13 protein-coding genes are annotated in these 19,310 nt (G+C 58.3%); 6 read left to right on the top strand and 7 right to left on the bottom strand.

Going from position 1 to position 19,310, the window contains the following annotated elements:
* Nucleotides 1-220: 220 nt before the first annotated feature.
* The 3 genes from CWM61_RS21900 to CWM61_RS21890 all read right to left on the bottom strand — a co-directional run bounded on the left by CWM61_RS21900 (nucleotide 221) and on the right by CWM61_RS21890 (nucleotide 5,220).
* A complete protein-coding gene (locus tag CWM61_RS21900) occupies nucleotides 221-1,837 on the bottom strand; it encodes a mechanosensitive ion channel family protein (RefSeq protein WP_165784131.1) in 1,617 nt (538 codons plus the stop codon).
* 164 nt (nucleotides 1,838-2,001) lie between these two features.
* Nucleotides 2,002-3,654: a class I fumarate hydratase FumA gene (fumA, locus tag CWM61_RS21895; protein WP_100631925.1), complete on the bottom strand. Its 1,653-nt coding sequence runs from the start codon at nucleotides 3,652-3,654 to the stop codon at nucleotides 2,002-2,004.
* A 54-nt stretch (nucleotides 3,655-3,708) separates the two neighbouring features.
* A complete protein-coding gene (locus CWM61_RS21890) occupies nucleotides 3,709-5,220 on the bottom strand; it encodes an anion permease (protein ID WP_012968326.1) in 1,512 nt (503 codons plus the stop codon).
* Between the two features lie 641 nt (nucleotides 5,221-5,861).
* Here CWM61_RS21890 and CWM61_RS21880 point away from each other — a divergent pair.
* Together CWM61_RS21880 and CWM61_RS21870 are read left to right on the top strand one after the other, a co-directional pair.
* Complete coding sequence (locus CWM61_RS21880) at nucleotides 5,862-8,639, top strand: flavocytochrome c (protein WP_100631924.1); 2,778 nt, start codon at nucleotides 5,862-5,864, stop codon at nucleotides 8,637-8,639.
* A 213-nt stretch (nucleotides 8,640-8,852) separates the two neighbouring features.
* Nucleotides 8,853-9,803: an FAD:protein FMN transferase gene (locus tag CWM61_RS21870; protein WP_100631923.1), complete on the top strand. Its 951-nt coding sequence runs from the start codon at nucleotides 8,853-8,855 to the stop codon at nucleotides 9,801-9,803.
* On the opposite strand, the gene dcuR is transcribed toward CWM61_RS21870, so the two are convergent.
* Together dcuR and CWM61_RS21860 are read right to left on the bottom strand one after the other, a co-directional pair.
* Nucleotides 9,784-10,503: a two-component system response regulator DcuR gene (gene dcuR / locus CWM61_RS21865; RefSeq protein ID WP_008805043.1), complete on the bottom strand. Its 720-nt coding sequence runs from the start codon at nucleotides 10,501-10,503 to the stop codon at nucleotides 9,784-9,786. The two genes, CWM61_RS21870 and dcuR, sit on opposite strands and share 20 nt — an antisense overlap.
* Nucleotides 10,500-12,116, bottom strand: a complete 1,617-nt coding sequence (locus CWM61_RS21860) for a sensor histidine kinase (protein ID WP_061154717.1) — start codon at nucleotides 12,114-12,116, stop codon at nucleotides 10,500-10,502. The genes dcuR and CWM61_RS21860 overlap by 4 nt, the downstream gene beginning before the upstream one ends.
* 373 nt (nucleotides 12,117-12,489) lie before the next feature.
* On the opposite strand from CWM61_RS21860, the gene CWM61_RS21855 reads away from it, so the two are divergent.
* From CWM61_RS21855 to CWM61_RS21840, 4 genes are all read left to right on the top strand, one after another.
* Entirely contained in the window at nucleotides 12,490-13,413 is a 924-nt protein-coding gene (locus CWM61_RS21855) for an N-acetylmuramic acid 6-phosphate etherase (protein WP_100631922.1), read from the top strand.
* 307 nt (nucleotides 13,414-13,720) lie between these two features.
* On the top strand, nucleotides 13,721-15,331 hold the full coding sequence (mqo, locus tag CWM61_RS21850) for a malate dehydrogenase (quinone) (RefSeq protein WP_229588974.1): 1,611 nt from the start codon (nucleotides 13,721-13,723) through the stop codon (nucleotides 15,329-15,331).
* Between the two features lie 186 nt (nucleotides 15,332-15,517).
* The gene (locus tag CWM61_RS21845) at nucleotides 15,518-16,702 is read left to right on the top strand and encodes a multidrug effflux MFS transporter (RefSeq protein ID WP_032732935.1); all 1,185 of its coding nucleotides are present in this window, start codon (nucleotides 15,518-15,520) and stop codon (nucleotides 16,700-16,702) included.
* Between the two features lie 170 nt (nucleotides 16,703-16,872).
* On the top strand, nucleotides 16,873-17,799 hold the full coding sequence (locus tag CWM61_RS21840; protein WP_012968321.1) for a LysR substrate-binding domain-containing protein: 927 nt from the start codon (nucleotides 16,873-16,875) through the stop codon (nucleotides 17,797-17,799).
* On the opposite strand, the gene mdcH is transcribed toward CWM61_RS21840, so the two are convergent.
* Together mdcH and CWM61_RS21830 are read right to left on the bottom strand one after the other, a co-directional pair.
* On the bottom strand, nucleotides 17,789-18,691 hold the full coding sequence (gene mdcH / locus CWM61_RS21835) for a malonate decarboxylase subunit epsilon (protein WP_100631921.1): 903 nt from the start codon (nucleotides 18,689-18,691) through the stop codon (nucleotides 17,789-17,791). The two genes, CWM61_RS21840 and mdcH, sit on opposite strands and share 11 nt — an antisense overlap.
* Entirely contained in the window at nucleotides 18,691-19,308 is a 618-nt protein-coding gene (locus tag CWM61_RS21830) for a malonate decarboxylase holo-ACP synthase (protein ID WP_100631920.1), read from the bottom strand. The genes mdcH and CWM61_RS21830 overlap by 1 nt, the downstream gene beginning before the upstream one ends.
* Nucleotides 19,309-19,310: the final 2 nt, after the last annotated feature.

Below are 19,310 nucleotides of genomic sequence, written 5' to 3'. Positions count from 1 at the left end.
ATCCATGCGGGCTGCCCCGGCCTGCCGGGAACGTCTCAGCGATTTTGAGGCCGCCAGCACCGGCAGTTTCAGCAACAATGGTGAATAAATTAACGACAGGTCGTACGTACGTAGGCCGGGCAAGGCGTTAGCCACCGCCCGGCACAAACGCGGCTCTGCGCTGGCTGTTTTTGCTCAGCGGCGCAGCCGCCACCCGGCGGACATGCCGGTACGATATCCCTTATTTCTCAGGCTCCTGCGGCGCGACGGCTGGGGCGGCGTACCAGGCTTCCTGCGGCACCACCACCGCCGCCTTGGGCTGCATCACAAAATTCGGCGACATAATCTGCACGCCGAATTCGTTAAACACATCAATAATACTGCTATGCAACGCGTTGCGGCCCTCCGGCAACAACGTCGCGGGGAGCAAGCGCACCTGCAGCTCATACGCGGTGTACCAGTCAAGCAACCCCAGCTTGCGAACTATCGGGGCGATTTGCTGATCCACGCCGGGGGTGCGTCTTGCCGCCAGCTCCAGCAGCGCATGAACCTGACGCCATGGCGTATCGTAACCGATGGTGACGCTGGTGGTGAGGTTGAACCCGCCGTCGGTGCTCTCGGCGCTGAGATTAATAATTTTCCCGCTCACCACCACGGCGTTCGGGACGGTGACAATGTAATTCTCACGGGTGAGGATCTTGGTCGCCAGCACGCCAATCTCGCTGACCTGTCCCTCATTGTCGGCGAGGCGGATCCAGTCGCCTTTGCGCAGCGCCCGGGAGTAGATCAGCACCAGGCCGCTCATCGCATGGGTCATCACCCCGGTCGACCCGAGAGTCAGCATCAGGCCGAAGAACACGCTAATGCCTTTGAAGGCGAGGGAGTTGGCGCCGGGGAGGAACGGGTAGGCGGCGGACAGGGCAAACAGCCAGATGACCACCGAGATCAACCGGCGGGTGGCGCTGACAGTTTCCGGATGGATGCCCGGCACCTGAATGCGGCCGGCGGCGACCTGGTCGAGAGCGACTTTCACCAGGCGAATGATGAGCCAGGTGATCAGGAAAATCAGTACCACAATCATCAGCCCCGGCAGGGAGGCGACAATCGACAGGGAGAGATCGCGGATCACGCCCAGCGACCAGTCGCCCAGCGATTCACTCCACACCCGTGTCCAGGGAAACAGGCTGAAAGCCCAGTTCAGCCAGAGATAACTGGCCAGCATGCCGACGAGAATGACCAGCACAGCATAGAGTCGAACTTCAATATTGCCGAGATAGCGCCGCCAGTGCTGCGGGATGGCGCTGCGTTTTTCAAGGATCCGCAGCAGGAAAAAGCGCCGCACCCGCCGCCAGGCGCGGAAGGCGCCATAATAAAACAGTGCCAGCAGCAGCCCCCCGGCCAGCGCTTTGCCGGCGGAGAGCAGCAGATAGCGGTGGTTGAACTGTTCCTGCAGGCTGGTGCGCTGGGCCTCCATTCGCGCCAGCACCCGCTGGGCCGCCTGGTCGAGCGTTAAATCATCGCCCTCGTCGAGATCCGCCTGGCTCAGCAGCAGCACCGGTTTGCCGTTCATCAGGAACAGCCGGCCTGGCTGACCATAGCGGTTGACCGCAACGACCCGCAGCGGCTGGCGAATATCGTCTTCAGTAAAGGCGCGCAGGGCGCTGCGGGTACGCAGGACGCGCTCTTCGGGCGTAGTCTGGCCGAAAGTAGCCTGCAACATGACGACAGGTTGGTGGAAAACGGTGACCGTGCGTGCCTGCTCGCGCGCGGTTGGCTGCTGCCGCGGTTCGGCAGCCAGCGCCGGCTTTAGCACCAGCAGCGCCAGCGCCCAGACGATCACCACGCTCATCCTGTTCATAGAGGCACCTGAGAAAGAGAATTATTGTTATTTTTCAGCAAACAACGGACGGCTTGTAGTTGAGCATAGCCTGGCGCGAAATGAATTCAAGTTGGCGCGGGGTGGGCATAAAAAAAGCCGTCGCCCAAACGGCGACGGCCTGCTATCAGCGTCAGAAGTGAGCGTTAGCCGTGCTGTTTACAGCCGGCGCACTGCTTATTCTGGATCTGCTGGAAGAAGTCGTTACCTTTATCATCGACCAGAATAAACGCCGGGAAATCTTCCACTTCGATCTTCCAGATGGCTTCCATCCCCAGTTCCGGATAGGCCACGCACTCGAGGCTCTTAATGCTTTGCTGGGCAAGCACGGCTGCCGGGCCGCCGATGCTGCCGAGGTAGAAGCCGCCGTGTTTATGGCAGGCATCGGTCACCTGCTGGCTGCGGTTGCCTTTCGCCAGCATTACCATGCTCGCGCCGTGCGACTGCAGCAGACCGACATAAGAGTCCATGCGGCCTGCGGTTGTCGGACCGAGGGAGCCGGAGGCATAACCGGTCGGCGTCTTCGCCGGGCCCGCGTAGTAGATCGGGTGATCTTTGACGTACTGCGGCAGCGCCTCGCCGTTATCGATAAGTTCCTTCAGCTTAGCGTGGGCGATGTCGCGGGCCACGATAATGGTGCCGTTGAGGCTCAGGCGGGTGGAGACCGGGTGCGCCGACAGCTGCGCCAGGATCTCGCTCATCGGCTGATTCAGGTTGATGCTGACGACATTGCCTTCACCCTGCTGACGCAGATGCTCAGGGATATATTTCCCCGGATTGCTCTCCAGCTTCTCGATCCATATGCCGTCGCGGTTGATTTTCGCTTTGATGTTGCGGTCGGCGGAGCAGGAGACGCCCATGCCGATCGGGCACGAAGCGCCGTGGCGCGGCAGACGGATCACCCGGATATCGTGAGCGAAGTATTTCCCGCCGAACTGCGCGCCGAGGCCGAGGTTCTGCGCTTCCAGCAGCAGCTCTTGCTCCAGCTGCACATCGCGGAACGCCTGACCGTGCTCGTTGCCTTCGGTCGGCAGACCGTCGTAGTAGCGGGTGGACGCCAGCTTCACGGTCTTCAGCGTCGCTTCTGCCGAGGTACCGCCGATCACAAACGCGATGTGGTATGGCGGGCAGGCGGCCGTACCGAGGGTGCGCATCTTCTCAACCAGATAGTTTTTCAGCTTCGCCGGGGTGATCAGCGCTTTGGTTTCCTGATAGAGATAGGTTTTGTTGGCGGAACCGCCGCCTTTGGCCATACACAGGAACTTATACTCTTCACCGTCGACGCTGTAGAGATCGATCTGCGCCGGCAGGTTGGTGCCGGTGTTGACCTCTTTATACATATCCAGCGGCGCGTTCTGCGAGTAACGCAGGTTATCTTCGGTATAGGTGTTGTACACACCCTGCGCCAGGGCGGCTTCATCACCGCCGCCGGTCCAGACGCGCTGGCCTTTTTTACCCATGATGATGGCGGTGCCGGTATCCTGACAGGTGGGCAGAATACCTTTGGCGGCGATTTCGGAGTTGCGCAGGAACTGCAGCGCCACGTATTTGTCGTTTTCGCTGGCTTCCGGGTCGAGCAGAATCGAGGCGACCTGCTGCTGATGGGAGACGCGCAGCATAAAGGCGGCGTCGTGGAAGGCCTGCTGGGCGAGCAGGGTCAGCGCCTGCGGCTCTACTTTCAGAACCGGCTGGCCGTCAAATTCGGCGACAGAGACGTGCTCTTTGCTGAGCAGATAGTATTCGGTATCGTCGTGCGCCAGCGGGAACGGATCCTGATAAACAAACGGTTTAGTCGACATAGTCACTTACTCCATAAAGATAAAAACCGCCGGGGTGGTCCCGGCGGTTATGAATCAGAACATCATGGACATCCACGGATAGCCAATCAGCAGCAGGGCGGCCAGGAAGATGGCGCCAAAGATGGTGCCGAGGCGCCAGTAGTCTTTGGTCGGCAGGTAGCCGCTGCCGTAGTAGATTGGGCTTGGGCCAGTACCGTATGGGGTGATAATCCCCATCACGCCCAGCGAGGTGACCATCAGCAGGACGAACACTTCCATATTCATACCTGGAATGGTGGCCGCAATAGTCAGCATGGCCGGCAGCAGGGCAGTGGTGTGGGCGGTGGTGCTGGCAAACAGGTAGTGCAGCAGGTAGAACGCCAGCAGCAGGACGATGGTCGCCACGCCTGGGGAGATACCGCCCATCAGCGCGCCGCCCTCTTTACCCAGCCAGGCGATGAAACCGGTGGAGGAGAGGCCGTCGGCCAGCGCCACCAGGGTGGCAAACCAGACAAAGGTGTTCCACGCCGCTTTGTTGTTGGTGATGTCGCTCCAGGAGAGCACGCCGGTCCATAGCATCAGCACGATAACCAGCAGGGCGGCCAGCGCCGGTTCAATCCAGTCGGCGGCGAAGATCCACATCATCAGCGCGAAGCAGACGAACACCAGCAGCAGAATTTCATTGCGCGACAGTTTGCCCAGTTTTTCCAGCTCACGCGCGGCCCACAGCGGCACTTCATTATTGATTTTCACTTCCGGCGGATAGAACCAGTAAGCCAGCAGCGGCATAGTCAGGATCAGCAGGACACCGAGCGGCAGGAAGGCGATGAACCAGGTCCCCCACGAGATGTTGATGCCGACGATGCTTTTTACCAGCGCCAGGGCCAGCAGGTTCGGTGCCAGCGCCGACAGGAACATCGAGCTGGTGATACAGGCGGCGGTGATCGCTACCCACATCAGATAGGAACCGATTTTACGCGCGCTCGGGTCGTTTGGTTTTGAACCGTACAGCGGCGGCAGGTTGGCAATGATCGGGTAGATGGTACCGCCGCTGCGCGCGGTGTTAGACGGCGTAAACGGCGCCAGTAACAGGTCAGCGAAGGTGATGGCGTAGCCCAGCGTCAGGCTGCGACGGCCAAGATATTTCACCAGGATGAGAGCTAGGCGGCGGCCAAACTGGGTTTTATCGTAGCCGGCAGCGAACATAAAGGCGCCGAAGATAAGCCAGACCGTGGAGTTGCCGAAGCCGCTCACCGCCCATTTAAAGGAGGCGCCGGCCAGCTTGAAGCTCGGGGCGGCCATCTGTTCCGGGCTGAACAACAGCCACTGGCTACAGAGGGCGATCACCACCACGCCGGTGATGCCGATAACGGCGCCAGGCAGCGGTTCAAAAATTAACCCGACGATCACCCCGACGAAGATGGCGAAGTAGTGCCAGGCATACGGCGGCAGGCCATCGGGGACGGGAACAAACAGTAACAGCACAGCGACGATTATCGGCAGCGCCATCATCAGGAGACGTTTTTTAGTCGCAGTCGTTGGGTTGACTGCACCGGCAGGCGGTATGGTTGTCTTTTTCTCTTTCATAATGAGTATCTGCAAGTTGTTGAAAATAGCGTTTACGCCAGCGACATGCTCAGTGATTTCTTTAATTACAAAAGTTACTTTAGTTTTTATTTTTCGTTTCTGAGTATCATCAGGGCGATTATTTAACGCGTTTGTCTGGGCGTTAAATTAAATTTGTTGGTTATTTATATATTGCGCTTTCAATGGCCGTTGCAATTGATCGAGATCAAGAAAAGCAGGTGATTTCACTATTTTTTTATTATCAGTATAACCCTATGTGATGAGGTGTTAATTTGGCTAAAATATCGATAAATGTTAAAATAAAAATGAACAATTAATGCTTAATTTATTCATTGCTTGCACAAATATATGAAAGTAAATGGTTTTATTGGTCGTTGCAATTGTTTTTAATGTTAACATAAGTATCTAAAATGTTATCGTACATTTGTATTATGTAAATGCTATTTATTATTTTAATAATACAATAGAGGTAGCGATGTTATTGTTGGGGTTAAATAGTTTTATAACTAACGTAATTGATTTAGTAACTAAAAAACACGCTATATTATTGGCATGACAACAGGAATTAAAAAACCAAAACCATTAATGATTCCGTCACCCCATTCTGAGTTTTTAATATTTTAAAATCTGGAGCGTAACTTATGACCAGTAACGAACGAATTCTGCAGCCATTTACTTTACCAAATGGTACGGAGCTGAAAAACCGTTTGCTCATGGCGCCGATGACCACCTGCACCGGTTATTTCGATGGGACTGTCACCAGCGAGCTGGTGGAGTACTATCGCGCTCGCGCCGGCAGCATCGGTACCATTATTGTCGAGTGCTGCTTTATTGATGACTACGGCCTGGCCTTCCCGGGCGCGATCGGCATCGATAATGATGAAAAAATTGCCGGCCTGGCGAAAATCGCCGAGGCGATCAAAGCGCAAGGTTCAAAAGCGATTCTGCAGATCTATCACGGCGGACGCATGGTCGACCCGCAACTGATCGGGGGGCGTCAGCCGGTGGCGCCAAGCGCTATTGCCGCGCCGCGTGAGGGCGCCGCGATGCCGCGGGCGCTGAGCGGAGAAGAAGTGGAAGGGATGATCGCCAAGTTTGGGGACGGCGTCCGTCGCGCCATTCTCGCCGGTTTCGACGGCGTCGAAATCCATGGGGCCAACACCTATCTTATCCAGCAGTTCTATTCGCCGAACTCCAACCAGCGCGACGACGAGTGGGGCGGTAGCCGCGACAATCGCGCTCGTTTCCCGCTGGCGGTCCTCGACATCACCCACAAAATGGCCCGCCAGTACGCTGACGATGCCTTTATCATCGGCTATCGCTTCTCGCCGGAAGAGATGGAGGTCCCGGGGATCCGCTTCGACGACACCATGTATCTGCTGGAAAAGCTGGCCGCCCGCGGTGTCGATTATCTGCACTTCTCGGTGGGCGCGACGCTGCGTCCGTCTATCGTCGATACCTGCGATCCGACACCGCTGATCGAGAAATACTGTGCGATGCGCTCTGAAACCCTCGCCCAGGTGCCGGTAATGGGCGTCGGCGGTGTGGTTAACGTTGCTGATGCCGAGCTGGGTCTCGATCATGGTTATGACCTGATCGCCGTGGGTCGCGCCTGCATCGCCTATCCGGACTGGGCGGCACGTATCGCCGCCGGTGAAGAGCTGGAGCTGTTTATCGACAGCACCCAGCGTGAAGCGCTGCATATTCCGGAACCGCTGTGGCGCTTCTCGCTGGTGGAAGCGATGATCCGCGACATGAGCATGGGCGACGCCAAATTTAAGCCGGGGATGTTTGTTGAAACCGTTCAGGATGACACCAATGAACTGGTGATCAACGTCAGCCTCGAAAATGATCATATTGCCGATATCGAACTGGCGGCGAGCCCGGTGCAGACCGTCGAGTTCACCACCAGCTTCGAAGAGATCCGCGAACGTATTCTGACCGCCAATACCCCGCACGTGGACGCCATTTCCGGTGCCACCAGCCAGAGCGAAGCGGTGAAAAAAGCGGTCGCCAAAGCGATGCTGAAATCCAGCAAAGCGCTGGCAGCGGAAGAGGGCGGCAATGACGCCGCGCCGAAAAGTTATGACGTGGTGGTGGTCGGCAGCGGCGGCGCCGGCCTGGCGGCAGCTATTCAGGCTCACGACGAAGGCGCCAGCGTGCTGATCGTCGAAAAAATGCCGACCATTGGCGGCAACACCATCAAGGCTTCCGCCGGGATGAACGCCGCGGAAACTCGCTTCCAGCGGGTCAAAGGTATTCAGGACAGTAAAGAGTTGTTCTATCAGGAAACCCTGAAGGGCGGCCACAACAAAAACAACCCGCAGCTGCTGCGTCGCTTCGTGGAGAATGCGCCGCAAGCCATTGAGTGGCTGGCGGACCGCGGCATTATGCTCAACGACATCACCACCACCGGCGGGATGAGCATTGACCGTACCCACCGTCCGCGCGACGGGTCAGCGGTCGGCGGCTATCTGATTAGCGGCCTGGTGCGCAACATCACCAAACGCGGCATCGACGTCCTGCTGGATACCTCGGTGGAAGAGATCCTGATGCGCGGGGATGAGGTGAGCGGTGTACGTCTGGTCAACGACGAGAAAGAAGTCATCGAAGTGCAGACCAAAAGCATCGTAGTGGCCACCGGCGGCTTCAGTGCCAACAGCGCGATGGTGGTGAAGTATCGTCCGGACCTCGACGGTTTCGTGACCACCAACCACAAAGGGGCGACCGGGAGCGGTATCGCGCTGCTGGAACGCATCGGCGCCGGCACCGTGGATATGGGCGAAATTCAGATTCACCCCACCGTCGAACAGCAGACTTCGTACCTGATTTCCGAATCGATTCGCGGCGGCGGCGCTATTCTTGTTAACCAGCAAGGTCATCGCTTCTTCAACGAAATGGAGACCCGCGATAAAGTCTCGGCGGCGATTATCGCCCTGCCGGAACACTATGCGTACATTGTCTTTGACGAACATGTGCGGGCGAAAAACAAAGCTGCCGATGAGTACATCGCCAAAGGCTTCGTCACCAGCGCCAGCTCGCCACGTGAACTGGCGGAGAAACTGGGGATGGATTACCATGCCTTCCTCGCCACCCTCGAGTGTTACAACGGGGCAGTGGAAAAACAGCATGATGAACAGTTTGGCCGGACCACCGCGCTGCGCGCGCCGATTAACGAAGGCCCGTTCCACGCCATTCGTATTGCCCCAGGGGTGCACCACACCATGGGCGGCGTGACCATTAACACCGATGGCGAAGTGCTGAACGTTGACCAGCAGCCGATCCGCGGCGCCTACGCCGCCGGTGAAGTGGTGGGCGGGATCCACGGCGGCAACCGCATCGGCGGTAACGCGGTCGCGGATATCATCATCTTCGGTACCCTCGCGGGCCACCAGGCGGCGAAACGTGCCAGAAGATAACAGGTAATTGCTGATGCCGGGCTGGTGCTTTTGCCGCCCGGCTTAGAGCCTATCTCATTAGGGCTATTTTGCTTGCCATGTTGAACCTGGGCAGTGCTCGAAATCCTCACGTACTACGTGTACGCTCCGGTTTCTGCGCGCTGTCCGTGTTCAAACTGGCTGCGCCAATTACGCCTACTGGGATAGGTTCTTATCCCTTCTAAGGAGAGCCCGATGTCCGATAACCGCGTCTATAGCTACTCCGCCGTGTTGATGGGCTCGCCCATCCTGCTCAAACTTTATTCCCACGATGAGGCGCTGGCCTCCCGCGTATTTCAGTTAATTAAACGCTACGAAGATCTGCTTACCGTTAACCGTGCCGAGTCGCAGGTGATGGATATCAACCATGCCGCCGGGCGCCATCCGGTCACGGTCAGTCGCCCGGTCTTTCAGCTGATTCAGTGCGCCAAAGCTGCCAGCATGGTGCGCGATAGCGCCTTTAACCTTGCCATCGGCCCGCTGGTGAAGCTGTGGCGAATTGGCTTTCACGGGCACAGCGTGCCTGACGCGGCTGATATCAGGGCCCGACTGGCGCTGACCCGCCCGCAGGAGGTGGTCCTTGATGAGGCAACCTGTAGCGTGTTTCTCCAGCAGCCGGGGATGGAGCTGGATCTCGGGGCGATCGCCAAAGGCTATATCGCTGACCGCGTGCGCGATTATCTCCGTCAGCAACAGGTGGAGAAGGCGCTGATCAATCTCGGCGGCAATGTGCATACCCTCGGCGAATGGACCATTGGCCTGAAAAAACCGTTTGCCGACGCGCAGGCGCTGATCGGCTCCCTGACGATCAACGGGCAGTCGGTGGTCACTTCCGGAACCTATGAACGTTACTTTGAGCAGGACGGCAAACGCTGGCACCATATTCTCGACCCGCGCAGCGGTTATCCGCTGGATAACGAACTCGACAGCGTGACGGTGATTTCCACGGATTCTTTAGACGGCGATATCTGGACTACGCTGCTGTTCGGCCTCGGCGTAGAGAAGGGCTGCGCAGCGCTGCGTCAGCGTGAGGATATCGACGCGATTTTCGTCACCAAAAATCGCGACATCATTCTCTCATCGCCGCAGCGGCTGCGTTTTGCGCCGCTGGACAGCGGCTATCAGGTTATTGACTGTACTGCTTAAGCAAACTGTACTGTTCGGCGACCAGGCGGTAGCGATAGACCGGTCGCCCGGTAGCGCCGTAGTGGATAGTGGTGTAGAGGATATTGATCTGCGCCAGCCAAATCAGATACTTGCGGCACGAGACTCGGGAGATATTCACTGCCGCCGCCAGCTCATCGGTAGAGAATTCGACGTCCGGATGGGCGTCAATCCACTGGCAGAGTGTACGCAGCGTTTGCGCGGTTAGCCCCTTGGGCAGCTTGCGCGCGTCGCTGGCCTCCGGCGCGCCGCCGTGCAGCAGACGGTCGACGTCGGCCTGTTCGTAATACGGCTGGCCGGTCATCAGTTTACGCTTCTCCCGCCAGGTGGTGAGCGCCTCTTCAAAGCGCGGAAACTGGAAAGGTTTGATCAGGTAGTCAACCACCCCGTAATGCATCGCAGTCTGCACCGTGGCGGCGTCTGCCGCCGAGGTGATCATGATGACGTCGATGGCGCGCCCCGACTCGCGGATCGTCGGCAGTAGATCCAGCCCGCTGTCCTGTTGCATGTAGACATCCAGCAGCACCAGATCGATCTCCCGCTGCTTATCGTTAATCATCTCCTGGGCCTGACTGAGCGTCGAAGCGCTCCCGCTGCAACGAAAGCCGGGAACTCTTGCCACGTACAGGCGATTCAGTTCGGCCACCATCGCATCATCGTCAACAATCAACACATTTATCACGCACGTTTCCTTTTACTATCCCAGGGGAGATGAACAAAAAATTGGGTAAATACGCCGGGTTCCGACTCGACGGCGAGGGTGCCGCCCAGTTCGCGCAGCTGCTGGTTGGCGAGAAACAGCCCGACGCCGCGATTCTCGCCTTTGGTGGAGAAGCCTTTGTTAAAGATAGCGTCGATATTATTTTCCGGGATCCCCGGTCCGTCATCGCTCACTTCACCGCTTAGCCAGCCGTCCTGGTAGTGCAGCAGCAGGCCGATCTCACCCTCCGCCTGGCCGCTCATGGCGTCCAGCGCGTTCTCGATAAGATTGCCCAGCACCGTTACCAGCACCGTGACCTGCTTCTCATTCGGGCAATCCGGCACCAGGCTCTCTTCCGCCAGCGTTAGCGTAAAGCCGCACTCGGTGGCGCGCTGAATTTTACTTATCAGGAAGCCGGCCACCACCGGGGATTTAATGCGGTGCTGAATGTCGCCGATGTCCGCCTGATAGCGGTGGGCGGTCTGCAGCACGTATTCCTCGAGTTTGCCATAGCTTTTCATATTCAGCAGGCCGAGGATCACGTGCAGTTTATTCATAAATTCATGGGAGGTGGTGCGCAGGGCATCCACATAGCTCATCATGCCGTCCAGCCGCTGCAGCAGCTGGCTCACCTCGGTCTTATCGCGGAAGGTACATATGGCCCCGACTACCGCTTCCTGGCTGCGAATGGGCACCGTATTGCCGATCAGCAACAGGCCATTGCACCCCAGCTCGCGGTCGTACATCGGCTCGCCGCTCTGCAAGACGGTCTGCAGGTCGGCGAGCAGCGGCGTGTGGGCCAGGGTTTTGTCCGGCCCGGAAAAGAGGATCTCCTGCGCCGCCGGGTTGATCAAATTAACTTCGCCGTGGGCATCGACGGCAACGACGCCCTCCTTCAGGGCGTGAAGCATGGCCTGACGCTGTTGAAACTGGGTGGAAATCTCCTGCGGCTCCAGCCCCAGCAGGACGCGCTTCAGGCCCCGCACCAGGCTCCAGGTGCCCAGCGCGCAGACCAGAGCGCTGAACAGGATGGTCAGCAGCACGTCCCAGCGGCTGTTGGCGATCTGTTCGTCCACTTTACTCAGCGAAATGCCGACCACCACCACGCCAATTTGCTGGCGCTGGTCGTTGAACACCGGGGTGAACACCCGCAGCGCCGGGGCCAGCACGCCGTGGTTAATGGCAACGTTCTCTTTTCCCTGCAGCGTGGGCAGGATATCCCGGCCGATAAACCGCTTACCGATGATGGAGGTATCCGGATGCGAATAGCGAATACCGTGCATATCGGTGACGATAGCGTACAGCAGGTCATTGCGCCGGGTGATGGCCTGCGCCAGCGGCTGAATGATCTGCTGCTGCGGGGGCGCCTCCAGTCCGCGCTTCACCTGCGGCATATCAGCCATGGTGCGCGCCACCGCCAGCGCGGTCTCTTTCAAACCGTCGCGGGTGGCATTGCTTATCTGCATATACCACAGGGCATAGACCAGCAGGAGCACGGCGCCGATAACGCTGCCAATCATCAAGGATACGGCGGTGCTCAGCTTTAACGGTAAGGTGCGTTGACGAACGCGAGGCTGCTGCTCTGATGCCTTCATGACGATCCCGGATTGATTCAGTGAAGGCATATTATCGCCGATAGGACGGTTTTCATAAAGCCGTGTAATCAAAGCAAATCGAGGCGATCTAGCCGATGTGTAAACCGTTTCACATGCCCGGTCAGCAATCCTTCTGGCTGGCCATGCCGGCGGGCGGTGAAGATGAGGCGTAAGACAGGATTGCTCAGATAACCGGCAATCGCCCCCTGACGGGGCAGTTGGGACGGTAAACTGTGACCCCGACGGCGGTAAAGTGCGGAAGAATGCCCGTATAGTGGCGACAGAGATTAAATAGGCATGATGAATATAAGGATATGCATCAGGCCGCTGATTACGCCGAGATGCGCTTTTTCTGTTGTAAATGGAGGTTGTTATGAACAGTTCGCTAACCGCTGCAATGCAGGCCCGCCGTCACCCGGATACCACTCACATCGATCGTCTCGCCACGGCCGACATGCTGGCGATGCTGCATCAGGATGATAAGCAGATATCGGAGGCGGTCGGCGCCTGCCTGCCGGACATCGCCCGGCTGATTGATGTCGCCACCGCGACGATGGGCCGGGGAGGGCGCCTGGTCATTATCGGCGCCGGGGCGTCAGGCCGGACGGCCATCGAGGCGGTCAGTGACTATTCGCCGGAAGGCAAACACGCGCTGGTGGGACTGATTGTCGGTGGGCAGACGGCGGCGATGGCCGAGCGGGAAACCGCAGCAAATAATTATGACCTGGGCGCCTTTGAACTGCAGTCGCTGGACTTTTCCAACCACGATATGCTGCTGGCGTTGACCGTCAGCGGCAAGACGCCGTGGGTGTGGGGCGCGATGCGCCACGCCTGGTCGCTGGGGGCCCCTATCGCTGTCGTCACTCAGCAGGCGGCCAGCGAGGCGGCGCAACTGGCGGATATCATCATTGCCCCACAGACCGGGCCGGAGGCAGTGTCGGGCTTAGCCAATCCGAAGGCTCAACTGGCCCAGCGGCAGATCGTCAACATGCTGACGACCGGGCTCGCCATCCGTGACGGTCGGGTGTACAGCAATCTGCGGGTGGACGTGCAGGCTGACAATTCGCACTGGGCGGAGCGGCAGATAGCGATTGTCATGGCGGCCACCGACTGCACGCGCAGTGAAGCAAAAGCGGCACTGGCCAGCTGCCACCAGCACTGCCGCACTGCGATCCTGATGCTGCTCAGCGGGCTGGACGCCTGGCACGCGCGCGAGCTGCTGAGAGAACATCACGATCATCTGCGTCTCGCCCTGCGCGAAGCACAGCGCAGCAGCACGGCCACTCCCGCCCATTAACCCCTCTGCCAGGCGCGCGCGATTGTCGTACGCGCCTGGACTTTATTAACTAAAAAAATCTCTCTTTTTTATTTTTCTCTGCAATCAGGCTGAATTTTCGATCTTATTTTTCACCAGGTATCATTTTGATGGCTCGCTTTGCTTTTTTAAGTTAAATAATTATTTGATTAAAAATGCCAGAGTGTAAATGATATTTTAAAATAAAGTAAAAGTGCGTTAATATGCTGCCTCTTATTACCGTGTGCTACGTGATAATTCTATTATGCCTGCAATGAAAAAAACGATTATTTCCTTTACCGCATTAGCAATGTTCGTCAGCGCGGCGACGCATGCTGAAGCGGATACCTCTAAAAAAACCGACTTTCTGCTGATTGGCGGCGGGATCATGAGCGCCTCGCTCGGCACCTGGCTGCAGGCGCTGCAGCCGGACTGGAACCTGACCATGGTGGAGAAACTGGACGGCGTGGCCCTGGAATCTTCCAATGGCTGGAATAACGCTGGTACCGGCCACTCAGCGAATATGGAGCTGAACTATACGCCGGAGCGGGCGGACGGGTCGATTGACGTCAGCAAAGCGCTGGATATTAACGAACAGTTTATGATTTCCCGTCAGTTCTGGTCGACACAGGTGAAACGCGGTATTTTGCACGACCCGCACTCCTTTATTAACTCCACACCGCATATGAGTTTCGTGTGGGGCGATAATGTCGATTACCTGCAAAAACGTTATAACGCGCTGCAGCAGACCACCTTATTCCAGGGAATGAAATTCTCCACCGATCACGCGCAAATTAAACAGTGGGCGCCGCTGGTGATGGAAGGTCGCGATCCGCAGCAGAAAGTGGCCGCCACCTGGACACCGGTGGGTACCGATGTCAACTACGGCGAAATTACCCGCCAGCTGATCGGCAGCCTGAAGAAAAATAACCACTTCACCCTGCAAACCTCCTCCGAGGTGACCGATTTCAAACGCAATGCCGACAACTCCTGGCATGTGACGATCAAGAACGTGCAGAGCGGGGAAGCGCAGACTATTGACGCCAAATACGTCTTTATCGGCGCCGGCGGCGGCGCGCTGAAGCTGCTGCAGAAAACCGGTATTCCGGAAGCGGATAACTATGCCGGTTTCCCGGTGGGCGGCTCGTTCCTGATGACCGAGAACCCGGCGGTCACCGCCCAGCATCTGGAGAAAGTCTACGGTCAGGCTTCGGTCGGCGCGCCGCCGATGTCGGTGCCGCACCTTGACGCTCGTTACCTCGACGGTAAGCGCGTGGTGCTGTTCGGGCCATTCGCCACCTTCTCGACCAAGTTCCTGAAAAATGGTTCGTTCTTTGACCTGCTCAGCACCACCACCACCGATAACGTGCTGCCGATGACCCACGTCGGTCTCGACAACTTCGATCTGGTGAAATATCTCGTCAGCCAGGTGATGCTCAGTGATGATGACCGTTTTGCTGCGCTGAAAGAGTACTACCCGGACGCGCGTAAAGAAGACTGGAAATTGATCCAGGCCGGTCAGCGCGTGCAGATCATCAAGAAAGACGCGGAGAAGGGCGGCGTTCTGAAGCTGGGTACCGAAGTGGTGGTCGATCAGCAGAAAACGATTTCTGCGCTGCTCGGCGCGTCGCCGGGGGCTTCCACCGCCGCGCCGATCACCCTGAACGTACTCAAGCAGATGTTCCCGCAGCAGTTTAACTCGCCGGAGTGGCAGAGCCGTATTCACGCTATCGTGCCGAGCTACGGTCAGAAGCTGAACGGTAACGTGGCGCTGACCCAGCAGGTATGGGATGACACCGCCGCGGCGCTGCAGCTGACTAAGCCGCCGGTGATCCAGATGCCAGCGGCTGCGCCAACCGCGACCGCCAAACCGGCTGAGCCGCAGCGCGACGCCTCGCCGCAGCACGATATGGCGCTGTAAAAGCACATTCGTGCAGTGAACAAAAGGGAAGACCACGGTCTTCCCTTTTTTACATCCACATTTCCCTGCCGCTATTTATGAATGATGCTCATAACCCTGTTATGATTTCCGGGGATTATCCGTTACCCCGAAACGGCTAAAATAGCCAGGCACTTCACCGCTTTCCTCTCCTTAACGGATACCATAATGACTTCATCGCATCAGCGCGCCACCAGCGGGGCGCTTTTTATTTTGATTTTAAGCGGCCTGATGGCCTTTACTTCGCTCTCCACCGATATCTATCTGCCGGCCATGCCGATGATGGCCGCGCAACTGCACGGCGATGCCGAACTGACGATCACCGGATTTCTGATTGGCTTTGCGCTGGCGCAGCTGGTGTGGGGGCCAATAAGCGACCGGCTGGGGCGTCGCACGCCGCTGTTCATCGGCATGGTGCTATTTATTATCGGCTCCGCCGGCTGCGCACTGTCGACCACCATCGATCAGATTGTCTTTTGGCGCGTGTTTCAGGCGCTTGGCGCCTGCACTGGGCCGATGCTGGCGCGGGCGATGGTTCGCGATCTGTTTGCTCGTACCCGCGCCGCGCAGATGCTCTCGACGCTGACTATCGTGATGGCGATTGCGCCGATTGCCGGGCCGCTGATCGGCGGGCAGATGATTAAATTCACCAGCTGGCACACTATTTTCTGGCTGCTGGTGGTGATTGGCGCTCTGATGTTTATCGCCTTGTGCTGGCTGCCGGAAACTCTGCCGCCAGAGCGTCGGCAGAAAGGATCGCCGCTTAGCGCGTTTCGCAATTACGCCGCGTTGGTAAAAAACCGGACGTTTATGCGTTATACCCTCAGTCTGACTTTCTTTTACGTCGCGGCTTACGCTTTTATCACCGGTTCGCCGGATGTCTATATTCGCTATTACGGCGTTGCGCCGCAGCACTACGGCTGGCTGTTCGCGGTCAATATCGTTGGGGTTATGCTGATGAGCGTGGTCAATCGTCGTCTGGTGCAGCGCCATGCGTTAGGTTCGCTGTTGAAGGCGGCGCTGGCGGTATCGGCGATTGCCGTCGTCGTGCTGGCAGCCGGCGTGCGTCTGCATATCGGCGGCGTGGCGCTGATTGTGGTGAGTATTTTCCTGTTCTTCTCAATGAATGGGGTGATTGCCGCCACCTCAACCGCTGCGGCGCTGGATGAGGCCGGTGAATATGCCGGTTCCGCTTCGGCGCTGATCGGCTCGCTGCAGTATGGCAGCGGCATTATCTCTTCGCTACTGCTGGCATGGCTCCACGACGGTACGCCGTGGACGATGGCGTGGATCATGGCCGCTTTTACACTCGCCAGCCTGCTTTTGGCGTGGCTCCATCGGCGCGTCGATTAATGAATTGAGCTCATAGAGACAAGTTGATTTCCCGGCTGGCGAGTAAGCGAACCGACAACGCGGGGGATATTGACGATAATTAGCGGTTGCGGTCAAAACGGACGTGAGGGTTATTGTTATACTGCCTTGAATTACTGCAGAAAAACGATAACCAGGAGTGTGGAAGGGCTATGAAAGACGATATCAACCAGGAGATCACCTTCCGCAAACTGTCAGTCTTTATGATGTTTATGGCGAAGGGCAATATCGCCAGAACCGCCGAAGCCATGAAGCTCAGCAGCGTTAGCGTGCACCGCGCGCTGCATACGCTCGAAGAGGGGGTCGGCTGCCCGCTGTTTGTCCACAAAGGGCGCAACCTGCTGCCGCTGCAGGCGGCCTGGACGCTGCTCGAATACTGCCAGGATGTGATGAGTCTGATGAGCCGTGGGCTTGAGGCGACGCGTAAAGTCGCCGGCGTCGGTCAGGGACGGTTGCGCATCGGTACCCTCTATTCGCTGACGCTGGAAACTGTTCCGCGCATCATTATGGGGATGAAGCTGCGTCGCCCGGAGCTGGAGCTGGATCTGACCATGGGCTCCAACCAGATGCTGCTGGATATGCTGGAGGACGATGCCCTTGACGCTATCTTAATCGCCACCAATGAAGGCGAGTACAATCATTCGGCCTTCGACGTGGTGCCGCTGTTTGAAGATGATATCTTCCTCGCCGCGCCGGCGACGGAACAGCTGAATACCACAGAGCTTGCCGACCTGCGCGATTACGCCGATCGTAAATTTGTCTCGCTGGCGGAAGGGTTTGCGACTTATGCCGGATTTCAGGAGGCCTTTCAGGTGGCCGGTTTTGAACCGGAAATTGTGACCCGGGTGAATGATATCTTTTCGATGATAAGCCTGGTGCAGGCAGGCGTCGGGTTTGCACTGTTGCCGGGACGCATGAAGAAAGTTTACGAAAACGATGTGCAGCTGTTAAAGCTGGCGGAACCCTATCAGATGCGCCAGCTGATCTCTATCGTCTATTCGCACCACCGCGAGCGCGATGCCGACCTGCTGGCGCTGGCGGCGGAAGGGCGGATGTACGCCCGCAGTATTAATCGCTAAGCCGCTGGGCCAGATGGCGAGCGACGTCTACGCCGCTGCGCTCCAGCGAAATGGTCTCGCCGCGCCAGCCCGCCTGGCGAGTCAGGCAGGTGAGCACCCCGCCGGGCGGCATCTCGATTGCCAGCCTGGCGTCGCGTTCATCGGCGGCGATCATCGCCTCCTGCCAGTGTACGGTACGCGCCATGTTCATCGCCAGATCGTCGGCGATCCGCTGTGGATCCCACAGCACGCGCGCCGTGGAGCCGCTTAAATAGGCGCACTTAGGCCGCGTCAGTGTGACATCGGCAAAGGCTTTTGCCAGCGCTACGGCGGGTTTATCCAGCAGTGCGCAGTGCGACGGCACGCTGACCGCCAGCCGCTGGGCTTTACTGGCGCCAGCCCGCAGCGCCAGCTGCGCCACCTCGGCCATCGCCTCATCGCGCCCGGCGATCACGATCTGCGTTTCGGCGTTGAGGTTGGCGAGATAAACCTCGTGGCCCTGCATCAGCGCCTCAACCCGCGGGCGGGTCAGGCCCATAATCGCCGTCAGTCCGTAACCTTCAGGATACGCCTGCTCCATTAAATCACCGCGCAGCGCCACCAGGCGCAGCGCGCTGGCGAAATCGAGCGCGCCGGCGATCACCGCGGCGGGAAAGGCGCCGATTGACAAGCCGCTGACCATTTGCGGATTAACGCCCTGGCGCTGTAGCTCGCGCGCCCAGGCGACACCGGCGATCAGCAGACAGAGCTGTACCGCACGGGTGTGTTTTAGCGCTGCGGCGCTATCGAGGCTATCGACTTCATCTCCCAGCACTTCGCGCGCCTGCGCGAAGATATTTTCGCGGTCGGGGATGGCCGCCAGCATGGCTGGCCGCTGGCCGCCCTGACCGGGAAAAGTAAACAAAATTTTCATCATTCCTCCCTGTGCCACGGCGTCGCGGTTAAGCGTGCGCCATGGGATGTTTTCAGCAGCGCACGGCCATCGCGCAGCCACTCATTAAGGGCGAAGGCGCCATACGGTGTTTCTATCTGGGTATCGGCGCGGCACGGTAGTTGGGCCACACGGGCCTGCCATTCCAGCAATGCCTCGCGGTCCAGCGGCTGCGGCGCGCGGATCAGCAGATCCAGATCGCTTGCCCCATGCAGTACCGGGATTTCGGTTGCCAGCGCGTAGCCGGTGCTACCGGTGACGCCCCAGCGCCAGGGCCAGTTGTGCAAGGTAAGGGCGATAGCCGCCTGGACCGGCGGCTGCGAAACAAAAGGCGAATGGAGTAAGACCTCACGATCAACAAGCATCTCCGGGGTGACGCTGCGCACGATATTGTGCGCCTGTACCCAACCGGCGGCGCGCTGCTCGCGCTTCATGCCCCGCACCCCAACCGGGATGCGGGAGAGGTCATCAACGTCGCGTCTCACCACCACCGGCAGCGCGTCCCGCCACTGCTGAGCCACCCACGGCTCGGCAATAGCCTCCAGGGCGCTGGCGTGGTTTAACCAGATTAAATCGTGGGGACGCGGCGTTGATGACATGG

The sequence above is a fragment of the Klebsiella sp. K-Nf6 genome, from assembly GCF_002806655.1.
Taxonomy (GTDB): domain Bacteria; phylum Pseudomonadota; class Gammaproteobacteria; order Enterobacterales; family Enterobacteriaceae; genus Klebsiella; species Klebsiella variicola.
This window is presented reverse-complemented; position numbering and strand designations above follow the sequence as displayed.